An 11,002-nucleotide genomic window follows, 5' to 3' on the forward strand; every position below is an offset into this window, starting at 1 on the left:
ATCGTTCCCGGTCGACCGCTCGTGCGGCTGCGCACCTGCCCCGCCCCTGTGCCGAATTCGATCTCTTGATCCGAATGTTCGGGTGAGCTAACTTTTAGGTGTGGCCATGCCTAACTCTTTGATGCGCGCACCCTCGCAGTGCTGCGGATCCCTGCTCACCCCGGTGGTTGAGGACTATCTGCGAACCCTCTTCTGCCTGTCTGCCCGGGGCGACACGACCTCCACGTCGGCGCTTGCCCGGTGCCTTCATCTGGCCACCCCGACCGTGTCCGGGATGCACCGGCGGCTGGCCGGGGCCGGTCTGATCGCACGGCCCGGACTCCATCGGGTCACCCTCACGGCGCACGGAGGGCGGCACGCGGTGGACGTTGTTCGCCGGAATCGGTTGGCGAAGGTGTTCCTCGCCGAATTCCTGGGCATGTCCTGGTCCGAGATCGGTGCCGAGGCGGATGTGCTCGAGCACGCCATCAGCCCGCGGCTCGCCTCCCGGCTGACCGCCGCACTGGGCAACCCGACCCGCGATCCGTACGGCAACCCGATTCCGCCGGCGACCGGCGACTATGTCGAGGCGTGGCCGGAGAGTCTCCGGGCTGCGGTCCCGTGCCGAGATTTCACGGTCGAACGGGTCGTGGACCGGGACATCGATGGGCTGCGACTGCTCGCGGGCCTGGGCGTCTACCCGGGCCGCGTCATCGCCCGGGCAGAAGCATCCCCCCAGGGCGGGGAGGTGTGCGTGGACATCGAGGGCCACCCGCATGAGCTGGCGGCCGCGGTCGGCGGCCTCATTTACGGCAGGGCAGCGTGATGGCCGAATCGCGACGACAGTTCTTGCTGGGCTCCGCCCTGCTCGGCACCGCCGGTGCGGCAGCGCTCGGAGTCCGGGGGGTGTCGGCGGCCTCCCCCTCGCCGGGCACCGAGGAGGCGCATTCCGGCGGCGCGCATGCCGGCGGCCACGGCGGCGGGGTCAGCGGCCCGACGTTCCGCAAGGGCGCGATCGTCGACCATGACGCGAACGGTTTCGATCCCACCGAGGTTCTGCGCGACTTCGACTACGGCCGGGTCTCCCTCCTGCCGGACGGGCGGGTACTGCGCGAGTGGGATATCGCCGCCGCCGACGTCGACGTGGAAATCGCGCCCGGGGTCCGGTATCCGGCGTGGACGTTCAACGGGCGCATCCCGGGGCCGACGTTGCGCTGCCAGGAGGGGGATCTGCTGCGGGTGACGTTCATCAACGCCTCCATGCACCCGCACACGATGCACTTTCACAGCATCCACCGAGCCGAGATGGACGGGGTCCCCGACATCGGCCCGGGTGTCATTCCCTCCGGCGGTAGCTTCACCTACGAGTTCGACGCGCAACCGTTCGGGTTGCATCTGTATCACTGCCATGTCGGACCGCTCGCCGAGCACATCGCCCGCGGCCTGTACGGCACGTTCATCGTCGATCCGCCCACCCCGCGCCCGCCGGCGGACGAAATGGTCATGGTCATGCACGGTTACAACACCACCTTCGATGGGGAGGGCAATCAGCTCTACGCCGTCAACGGGATCCCGTTCCACTACATGCACGAACCGATCCGGGTGCGGCGCAACGAGTTGGTGCGGATCTACCTGGTCAACGCCCTCGAATACGACCCGATCAACACCTTCCACCTGCACGGGAACTTCTTCGACTACTACCCGACCGGCACCCGCCTGCAGCCGTCCGAGTACACCGACACCGTCATGCAGGCGCAGGGTCAGCGCGGCATCTGCGAACTGCGGTTCCCGTACACCGGCCGGTTCATGTTCCACGCCCACAAGACCGAATTCGCCGAACTCGGCTGGATGGGGTTCTTCGAGGTGACCGACTGATGGGCACCTCGGTCGAGCGCAAACGGACCTGGATCTCCGCGGTCGGTGCGGCCCTGCTCATCGGTGCCGCCCTTCTCCTGCTCGCCATGGTCGGTGGCCGGACCCTGCCCGAGCGGGCCGGGCCGCCGATCGAGCAGCTCGCGGTGGAACACACCGAACTGGTCCCGGGCTCCATCGAGGTCACCGTCCGCAACACCGGACCCGATCCGGTCCAGGTCGCGCAGGTGTTCGTCAACGACTCCTACGTGGATCTGACCGGTGGGGAGCAGCCGATCGGGCACCTGGACTCGGAGGTCCTGCGGCTCGACTACCCGTGGCAGGACGGGCAGCCGTATCTGCTCTCGTTCCTGACCTCGACCGGCCTGGTGATCGAACACGAGATCCCGGCTGCGGTGACCACCCCGCAGGCCGATGCCGGGTTCTTCGCACTGATGGCGTTGATCGGGACCTACGTCGGAATCATCCCCGTCGTGCTGGGAATGCTGTTCCTGCCGGTCCTGCGCAGGATCGGACCCGGTGGGATACGTGTCCTGCTGGGGCTCACGGTCGGGTTGCTGGCATTCCTCGCAGTCGACGCCACCCTCGAGGGGGTCGAACTCTCCGAACGCGGTGGCGGCGCCTTCGGCGGCCCCGCCCTCCTGGTCCTCGGTGCGGTACTCGCGTTCCTCGGGTTGACCGCACTGGACCGCTATCTCGGGTCCCGCCGCGCCGTCAGCGACACGCGGGGATCGAGCGGGATCCGTCTGGCGTTCATGATCGCCCTCGGGATCGGACTGCACAATCTCGGTGAGGGGTTGGCGATCGGCGCCGCCTACGCTGTCGGCGAGCTCGCCCTGGGGGCGACCCTGGTGGTGGGATTCACCATCCAGAACACCACCGAGGGGCTGGCGGTCGTGACCCCGCTGACCCAACGGCGCCCGCCAGTGCTGCACCTCCTCGGTCTGGGGCTACTCGCCGGGACACCGGCCATTGTCGGTGCGCTCATCGGCGCCAGCGTGAACAACGCCGAGCTGTCGGCGTTGCTCCTGGGCATCGGTGTCGGGGCGATCGCGCAGGTCATCCTCCAGATCGCCCCCGCCCTGCGCGACCGTGCGGGACGAGTACTCAGCCCCGGCACCATCGGCGGGATCACCGCCGGGCTGCTCACGATGTATGTCACCGGACTCCTCGTGGTCGCCTGACGACCGGGTCGACGCACGGTAGACGACGCAGCGTGCCGGCGGTGAGGTGCAGGTGCCGCCGGATGACGCCGCACCACCCCGTCTTGAAAGGGGAGGCCCGCGGCTCGCGCCGCGGGCCTCCCCCAGATTCGCTTTCCCCGACCGGCTGGGCCCCCGGGTTAACCCAGCGGGGCCGACAGCGACGCCGCCGCGGCGCTGTCGGGGTCGAGTTCGTCGATCGTGCTGGTCGAGACCGCCAGTACCCGCGCGGTGGGAATGTCGAAGAACAGGCCCGCGATGTGGACCCGGCCCTCCGACATCGCCGCGCCGATCAGCGGATGCCGTTGCAGGGTTTGCAGCTGCAGAGCGACATTGACCATGGCAAGTTGGTCGAGGGCACCGAACCCCGACTCGGCGGCGGCGCGGGCGACCGGGTGCCCGGCCAGGTACGCCCTCTTACTGGGCTGAGCGTGCTCGAGCCACCGCCCCACGGCGAGGCCGTCGCCGGACCGCGGGTGCGGCTGATCCTGGTCGGCCAGCAGGGCTTTCATGGCGCCACACCCGGAGTGGCCGCACACCAGCACGGAGCTGACCCCCAGTTCGTCGAGCGCGAAGGCCAGCGCCGCCTCGACAGAGTCGTCGCGCTCCCCGGCCGGGACCAGGTTGCCGATGTTGCGGACGGTGAACAGGTCGCCGGGGCCGCTGCTGGTGATGATGTTCGGGACGATCCGCGAATCCGAGCAGGTCAAGAACAGGGCGTCGGGGTTCTGCCCGTCGTGCAGGTCGTCCATGTGCGGGCGCAGGTGGGGAGCGTGGGTGCGGTGGTAGTCGGAGATCCCGGCCAGCACCGACCGGAGTGCCCGTGGACCCGGTTGCTTCGTCTGACCGTCCGGGGTGTGGTGGAGGTGGAATTTCTGCCAGACCCGCCAGGGGGCGAAGCCGCCGCGCCGGCTGAGTTGGGCGGTGCCGTCGGTGGTGCGTGTCGGGGGTCCGGCGGCGGCCGCCGCCATTTCCGCGGTTCCCCGTTCGTCGATCAGCACTGTGCCGCCGTTGCTCTCGTGCTGGCGGGACCATTCCTCGATCACCTCGTATGCGGCGTGGTCGAGGAAGTCGACGGTCAGTTCGATGGTGACGTGACTGTCCGGGGGCACCGAGGCGAGCACGCTGGTCAGGCGGGGCAGGGCCAGGAAGCTGCACGAGCCTTCCACGACCACCCGCCACTGACGTGACTGCGGGGTGCCCACCGGTTCGGCGTGGATGGAGGCGCGGACCACCCGCCACACGACGAGGGCGACCGCCAGGGCAAGCCCGATCAGCACACCCTCGAGGAGGTTGAGGAACACCACCGCGGCGGCGGTGACGCCGTACACCCACAGATCACCGGTGCGGTGGGCGATCCGCAGGTGTGCGAGCTTGATGAGCTGGATACCGATCACGATCAGCAAACCCGCCAGAACCGAATTCGGGATCTGCTGGACGAGACCGGCGAGCAGGGCGGAGAACACCAGCACCCAGACCCCGTGCAACGTCGCCGAGGCCCGGGTGCGGGCCCCGGCGTTGACGTTGGTGGCGCTGCGGACGATGACCCCGGTGACCGGCAGGCCGCCGAGGACACCGGAGGTGATGTTCGCGGCCCCCTGACCGAGCAGTTCCCGGTTCAGGTCCGCACGCGGACCGGTGTGCATCTTGTCCACCGAGACGGCCGAGAGCAGGCTTTCGACGCTGGCGATCAACGCCACGGTGAGCACTCCGGTGGCGACACCGAGCCATTGCCCGTCGGGCAGGGCGGGCAGGGCGATCGCGTCGAACAGCGACCCGTCGAGGACGATGCGTTCGACGTCGAGCGGGAACACCAGCGACAGCGCGGTCGCGGCGACCACCGCCACCAGGGGGCCGGGTACCCGTCGCACGGCGGCGGGCACGTACTTCCAGGACAACAGAATCGCGATCACCAGTGCCCCGACGACGACGTCGTCGAGGTGAGCGGTGCCGATCTGGGTGGGCAGTGCGGTGAGGTTCTCGAACGCCGAACTCTGCGAGCTGCCGCCGAGCAGGACGTGGACCTGCTGCAGGGCGATGGTGATGCCGATTCCCGCCAGCATGGCGTGCACGACCATCGGGGAGATTGCCAGGGCGGCGCGGGCCACCCGGCTCAGGCCGAAGAGGATCTGCAGCACCCCGGCTGCGACGGTGATCGCGCAGGTCACCTTCCACCCGAAGGTGCCGACCAGTTCGGCGACGACCACGGTCAGGCCCGCCGCCGGTCCGCTGACCTGCAGGGGTGCCCCACCGAGGAGGCCCGCGACGACACCGCCGACCACCGCGGCGATCAGCCCGGCCATGATCGGCGCCCCGGAGGCGATGGCGATGCCGATCGACAGCGGCAGGGCGACGAGGAACACCACCAGCGAGGCCGGCAGGTCGTGTCGGAGCACCCGTGGGAGCCAGGGGGCCGGCTTCGCGGAGTCGTCCGCGGCGGTGGGTGGATCGTCGCTCTGTGTGGTCGTGGTCGGCGGCATACGGCTTTCTCCTTCACCCCGGTCTCGAGCTGCCGGGCGCTGTCGTCGTGCACGGTGTGCCTTCCGGTTGAGACCAAGACGTCGGTGAGAGCGTGCCGAACTGACACCGCTGGCGTCTTGCTCTGCTCACCCCGGAGGGCCGAGGGATCTGCGGTCGCCGACGCTACGGACGCAGGCTTAGAACATCCTGAGATCCGAGACGAAGTGCGGCGAGCATCACATCAACGAAAGATGTTGTTAGACAACGTAATTAGATTGCGGACGCGCAGGTACGGCGGCCCGGCGCGGGGTGTTCCGATCGCCCATGGCTGCGCGCCGAGGCCGAGCGACAGTGCGCCCGCGGGGCGCATCGATACGCGGCGGCGCCCGGCACGCGGACGAAGTCCGGACGCGGCGCTGCGTCCGGCCACGGCGGGGCGACGTTGCCCCAAGTACTATTCACCATAGTACTTAGCGTTGCGCGACGCTCCCCCACGCCCGTCGAACGCACGACGCGGCGACGGCGCACATCCGCGCGCAGCGCCGAAGCCCCGGCGCTGCGCGCACCTACCTACTACGGTGCGACGCTGAATCTTTCGACTCCCGTCGAGATCCGGGTCCACCAGTGAACAACGCCGCGCCGCCGCGCGGTTGCGGGATCGGGGCGGCGCACCCGCACCACATTTTCCTGCCCCGGGGGTTGCTTTTTCCCGCACCCGCGAGGAAACATAGCGATATGCGCATACATGCATCATCTGTGGAGGGGTTCGCCCCGGCTCCGGGACAGGGCGAACGCCGCCCGGTGATCTATGCGTGGGGGGTCGCGGTGGCGCGGCGGCGGCGACTGGTGCTCGGGGCGTGGGTTGCGCTGCTCGTGCTCTGCGCGGCCGCCTACCCGATGCTCGAGTCCCGGCTCGGCACACCGGACTTCAGTGTGGAGGAGTCCGAGTCGGCCGAAGTGGACCGGTTGCTCACCGAACATTTCCCGCAGATCGGGGTGGAGCAGGACGTCATCGTCTTCCAATCCCGAACCCGGACCGCCGACGATCCGGAGTTCAGGGCGGCGGTCACCCGTACCGTCGCAGTGGCACAGCAGATGTCGGGGGTGCGCAGTGTCCTCGGCCCGTATGCCGGAGACGGGGCGCAGATCTCGGTGGATCGGCGGGTGGCGATCGCCGTGGTCGGGTTGGACGGGGACATGGCCCGGCGGGCGGTGGTGGCCAGGGAACTGCAGGAGGCGATTGCGGCCACCGGCACCGCAGACATCGACGCGGCGCTCACCGGCTACTCACCGGTCCAGAACGATGTGACCGAGATCCAGAACGCCGACGTGCAACGCGCCGAGACGATCGGAATTCCCGTGGCGCTGGCACTTCTCGTGCTGGCGCTCGGCGCCCTCGTGGCTGCGATCGTCCCGATCTGCGTCGCCGTGGCCGGGTTGCTGGTCGCGGTCGGGAGCATGTTCGCGATGACGACGGTCACCGCGTTCGATCCGCTGGTCGTCTCGATGGCGACGATGATCGGGATCGGCATCGGGATCGACTACGCCATGTTCATCGTCAGCCGCTTCCGCGAGGAGCTGACCCGGGCCGGGGTGACCGGCCGGGACGGCCGGGCACTGATCGCCGATGCCGTCGGACGGTCCCTGATGACCGCCGGAAGGACGATCATCGCCTCGGGACTGATCGTGATGATCTCGCTGTGTTCGCTGATCGTGATGGCGGCTCCGGTCTTTCGAGGGATCGCCCTCGCGGTCGCGACCGCCGTGGTCAGCACGCTGATCGTCAGCCTGACGCTGCTGCCGGCGCTGCTGGCCACACTCGGTCCGGCGGTAGGCCGCGGCGCACTGCCGAAGTGGATGCGGCCGGCCGAGGCCGCCCCCGTCGATCCGGGAAAGCCGGGCCGGTGGGCACGGTGGGCGTACGCGATGATGGCCCGTCCCGTGCTGTTCGGATCTCTGGCCGTCGGTGTCCTGGTTTTCGCCGCGATACCGCTGTTCGGGATCCGGTACGGCCTGGACATGGGGACCTCCGCCCTCGATACCGCACCCTCGGGCCGCGCGGCGGCGGCATTGACCGCGAATTTCCCGGCGGGCTCGCTGTCCCCGCTCGAGATGATCGCCACCGGCCCCGGCGATACCCCGTTGACCGCGCAGGACATCACCCGAGTCGATCAGCTCGTCGACCGCATCGCCCGCGACGGCCGCGTCGATGCGGTCCTGCCCGCCCAGGAAAGCCAGGGGCGGCTGCTCATCTCGGCCATCCCCGGGGTGCCGTTCGATTCCATGGCCGCCGGCGAACTGGTGCGCGACCTCCGCGCGGAAGCGGCCGAGGTAGCGCGCGGCGGCGGACCGGTGGTGCTGATCGGGGGCAGCACCGCCGAATTCATCGACATCTCCGACGAAATGACCGCCAAACTTCCGCTGGTCATCACCTTGGTCCTGGGCTCGTCGCTGGTTTTTCTGCTGGCGGCGTTTCGTAGCCTGGTACTGCCGGTGAAGGCGATCGTGATGAACCTCCTGGCCACCGGGGCGGCCCTGGGGATTACCGTGGCCGTCTTCCAATGGGGCATCGGCGAGTCGCTGCTCGACTTCACCAGCACCGGCTTCCTGCAGGTCTATCTGCCCACGGTCGTGTTCGTCATCCTGTTCGGGCTGTCGATGGACTACGAGGTCTTCCTGATCGGCCGGATGCGGGAGTACTGGGATTCGAGCCACGACAATCAGTACGCGGTCGCCGCCGGCATCACGCACACCGCCCGCCCGATCACCGCCGCGGCCGCCATCATGGTGGTGGTGTTCGGGAGCTTCGTCACGGCGGAGGTGTTGGAGCTCAAGCAGCTCGGTCTCGCACTCGCGGTGGCGGTGGCCATCGACGCGGTCATCGTCCGGTTGGTTCTGGTTCCCGCGCTGATGCGGCTGTTCGGCGCGCGGAATTGGTGGTTTCCCCGCACCCGGCACCGTCGCGGTGGCCGTGTCCGGCCGGACCTTCGGCTCGAGGAGAGCGCGGCATCCGAACCGCGCCCATCATCGTCGCCGAGATAGCCGCCGGCCCCGCGCTCGTTCGGCGGGCGATGCGCCGCGCATCCTCATTTCAGTTTCGGTGTGAATCCGCCGGGGCCGGTGTTGCCGTCGCCGTACTGCTCGGCGTCGGCGGCCCGGCGGCGTCGTTCGTGCTCGGCGTCCATCTGGGCGACGGTGCGTCCCCACACCACCTTGAGCCAGTGGAACGTCAGCACGATCACCGTCGCCCAGCCCAGGAGCAGGCCGGGACCGACGCCGGCGACCGCAAGATTGGGTGAGACGGTCTGACGGGACCACACCGCGAGCATGCCGAACACGCTCGCCAACGCGCAGCCGGCCAACGCCAGCCACGCCAGCACCCACAGGCGGGTGATCAGGGCGAGCATGGACATCACCGCGCCGAAGACCACGGCGAGGGTGAGGAAGACGCGGGACGGGAGGGCCACGGCTTCGGCCCCGGCGTCGTCGGCGCTGACCAGCACCTCCCAGCCGTTCGCGGTGCCGGTGTGCGCGAGGGTGAAGGAGAACAACAGCACCAGCACCCCGACCGCGACGGCCATCGCGCGCACCCCGGGATCGATCGCCGAGGCAATCTTGCGTTCCGCGGCGGCCGCATCGTGCTCGGCTCGGCGGGCTGTGTCGGCAGCGGACCGGTCGTCGGCCGGACCGGGTTCGCCCGGGGTCTGCGCGGAGGAGGACGAGGTGCGCTGCGCCGGTGGGTCTTCCGCGGGTTGCCGCTCCGCGGGGGTGTGGTCAGTGTCGTCGGGGTCGCTCATGATCGGTGTCCTGTCATCGGCGGTGCGAGTCGGAACCGGATGACCGGTGAGGGGTCATGGCCGGCCCGTGCCGGTCGGGCACCCACCGGGGCGGTCATCGGGGTGTCGTCAGATGAATCTGCAGGTCGGGATCGGTGTGCCAGAGGTAGGTCAGCAGCGAGCGGTACGACTCGGTCACCTGTGTGCGCAGGTGCTCCGGTGCGGTGGCGCCGAGTCCGGCATCGACCACGACCGCCCCGAGGTGCAGCGCCCGGTTCGCCAGCGCGGCCGCGGGGCTACCGACATCGGCGATCGTGCCCCCGATGTGGGCTGCGATATCGAGGATTTCGTCGGGGATCGGCCGGACGGCCGGGTCGGCGAAGACCGCCGCCGGCGGGTGCGGTGGCTGCCGCTGAAGCCGTTCCTCCATCGTGGCGGTGATCTGGTGCAGTTGCCGCTCATGGCTCCGCAGCCTGCGGGGGCGGGCCAGGTGCCGGACGGTGATCGGTGCCAGTGCGCACAGGTCGTCGGCGTCCTCGACCATGCCCGCACCGTCGAGGACGGTCGGGGCCAAGCTGCGGATCAGCCAGTCCGCCAGGGTGGCGGTGGCTGCGTGCGTGGCCGGGACGGTGAGCAGCGGTATCGCGTGTGTTGTCATGGTTGCGTTCCGATCGGGAAAAATCGTGGTCGGCGGCGAGATGCCTACCGGGCCTGGTCGCCGCGGACGCCACCGGTGGCGTCGTCGGTGAGCGGGGCGTGGCGTTCTTGCTCGAGCACGGCGCTGGCGTGCTTTCCGCCGTGGCCGGGTCCGACGTGCGCCTCGGCGTGCATGCGGGCGATCATGTGCGGGTAGTGCAGCTCGAACGCGGGACGCTCGGAGCGGATGCGCGGCAGCTCGGTGAAGTTGTGCCGCGGCGGCGGGCAGCTGGTGGCCCACTCGAGCGAGTTGCCGAAGCCCCACGGGTCGTCGACGGTCACGACCTCGCCGTACCGGTAGCTCTTGAAGACGTTCCAGACGAACGGCAGCGTCGACGCACCGAGGACGAACGCGAAGATCGTCGAAAACGAGTTCAGGAACGTGAAGCCGTCCGAGGGCAGGTAGTCGGCGTACCGGCGGGGCATACCTTCGTTACCCAGCCAGTGCTGGACGAGGAACGTGCCGTGGAAACCGATGAACGTCGTCCAGAAGTGCCACTTGCCCAGCCGCTCGTCCATCATGCGTCCGGTCATCTTCGGGAACCAGAAGTAGATGCCGGCATACGTGGCGAACACGACGGTGCCGAAGACCACGTAGTGGAAGTGCGCGACGACGAAGTAGCTGTCGGTGACCTGGAAGTCGATCGGCGGGCTGGCGAGCAGCACACCGGACAGGCCGCCGAAGAGGAAGGTGACCAAAAAGCCGATCGAGAACAGCATCGGCGACTCGAACGTCAGGTGCCCCTTCCAGATGGTGCCGATCCAGTTGAAGATCTTCACCCCGGTCGGGACGGCGATCAGGAACGTCATGAACGAGAAGTACGGGAGCAGCACGGCGCCGGTGGCGTACATGTGGTGCGCCCACACCGCGATGGACAGGGCCGCGATCGCCAGGGTGGCGTAGATCAGGCCGGTGTACCCGAAGATCGGCTTGCGGGAAAAGACCGGGAAGATCTCCGAGACGATGCCGAAGAACGGCAGCGCGATGATGTACACCTCGGGGTGACCGAAGAACCA

8 protein-coding genes are annotated in these 11,002 nt (G+C 69.0%); 4 read left to right on the forward strand and 4 right to left on the reverse strand.

The genetic code is table 11. The features are described 5' to 3' along the window. Positions 1 to 106: 106 nt before the first annotated feature. Genes MLGJGCBP_RS35050 through MLGJGCBP_RS35060 form a run of 3 tightly spaced genes read left to right on the forward strand, consistent with a single transcriptional unit; the run spans position 107 to position 3,035 of the window. Complete coding sequence (locus MLGJGCBP_RS35050) at positions 107 to 805, forward strand: metal-dependent transcriptional regulator (RefSeq protein WP_148222650.1); 699 nt, start codon at positions 107 to 109, stop codon at positions 803 to 805. After that, positions 805 to 1,854, forward strand: a complete 1,050-nt coding sequence (locus MLGJGCBP_RS35055; protein ID WP_007296021.1) for a multicopper oxidase domain-containing protein — start codon at positions 805 to 807, stop codon at positions 1,852 to 1,854. The genes MLGJGCBP_RS35050 and MLGJGCBP_RS35055 overlap by 1 nt, the downstream gene beginning before the upstream one ends. Then, positions 1,854 to 3,035, forward strand: a complete 1,182-nt coding sequence (locus tag MLGJGCBP_RS35060) for a ZIP family metal transporter (RefSeq protein ID WP_007296022.1) — start codon at positions 1,854 to 1,856, stop codon at positions 3,033 to 3,035. Before MLGJGCBP_RS35055 ends, MLGJGCBP_RS35060 begins: the two co-directional genes overlap by 1 nt. A gap of 158 nt (positions 3,036 to 3,193) precedes the next feature. Here MLGJGCBP_RS35060 and MLGJGCBP_RS35065 read toward each other — a convergent pair whose 3' ends face one another. Continuing rightward, entirely contained in the window at positions 3,194 to 5,533 is a 2,340-nt protein-coding gene (locus MLGJGCBP_RS35065; protein WP_007296023.1) for a SulP family inorganic anion transporter, read from the reverse strand. Positions 5,534 to 6,248: 715 nt separating this feature from the next. Between MLGJGCBP_RS35065 and MLGJGCBP_RS35070 the strand changes: the two genes are divergently transcribed. Next, the gene (locus MLGJGCBP_RS35070) at positions 6,249 to 8,555 is read left to right on the forward strand and encodes an MMPL family transporter (protein WP_231869106.1); all 2,307 of its coding nucleotides are present in this window, start codon (positions 6,249 to 6,251) and stop codon (positions 8,553 to 8,555) included. Positions 8,556 to 8,599: 44 nt separating this feature from the next. Here MLGJGCBP_RS35070 and MLGJGCBP_RS35075 read toward each other — a convergent pair whose 3' ends face one another. The 3 genes from MLGJGCBP_RS35075 to MLGJGCBP_RS35085 all read right to left on the reverse strand — a co-directional run. After that, positions 8,600 to 9,310: an Rv2732c family membrane protein gene (locus MLGJGCBP_RS35075; protein ID WP_007296025.1), complete on the reverse strand. Its 711-nt coding sequence runs from the start codon at positions 9,308 to 9,310 to the stop codon at positions 8,600 to 8,602. A 94-nt stretch (positions 9,311 to 9,404) separates the two neighbouring features. Then, complete coding sequence (locus tag MLGJGCBP_RS35080; protein ID WP_007296026.1) at positions 9,405 to 9,947, reverse strand: hypothetical protein; 543 nt, start codon at positions 9,945 to 9,947, stop codon at positions 9,405 to 9,407. A 44-nt stretch (positions 9,948 to 9,991) separates the two neighbouring features. Beyond that, on the reverse strand, positions 9,992 to 11,002 hold a 1,011-nt coding region (locus tag MLGJGCBP_RS35085), incomplete at its 5' end, for a cytochrome c oxidase subunit I (protein WP_201453294.1).

The organism is Rhodococcus sp. T7 (genome assembly GCF_009872365.1).
Taxonomy (GTDB): Bacteria; Actinomycetota; Actinomycetes; order Mycobacteriales; family Mycobacteriaceae; genus Rhodococcus_F.

Excerpts from the sequence above, each read along its gene's own strand:
- MLGJGCBP_RS35050 (WP_148222650.1), top strand. The coding sequence starts at position 107 with ATGCCTAACTCTTTGATGCGCGCACCCTCGCAGTGCTGCGGATCCCTG.
- MLGJGCBP_RS35055 (WP_007296021.1), top strand. The coding sequence starts at position 805 with ATGGCCGAATCGCGACGACAGTTCTTGCTGGGCTCCGCCCTGCTCGGC.
- MLGJGCBP_RS35060 (WP_007296022.1), top strand. The coding sequence starts at position 1,854 with ATGGGCACCTCGGTCGAGCGCAAACGGACCTGGATCTCCGCGGTCGGT.
- MLGJGCBP_RS35065 (WP_007296023.1), bottom strand. The coding sequence starts at position 5,533 with ATGCCGCCGACCACGACCACACAGAGCGACGATCCACCCACCGCCGCG.
- MLGJGCBP_RS35070 (WP_231869106.1), top strand. The coding sequence starts at position 6,249 with ATGCGCATACATGCATCATCTGTGGAGGGGTTCGCCCCGGCTCCGGGA.
- MLGJGCBP_RS35075 (WP_007296025.1), bottom strand. The coding sequence starts at position 9,310 with ATGAGCGACCCCGACGACACTGACCACACCCCCGCGGAGCGGCAACCC.
- MLGJGCBP_RS35080 (WP_007296026.1), bottom strand. The coding sequence starts at position 9,947 with ATGACAACACACGCGATACCGCTGCTCACCGTCCCGGCCACGCACGCA.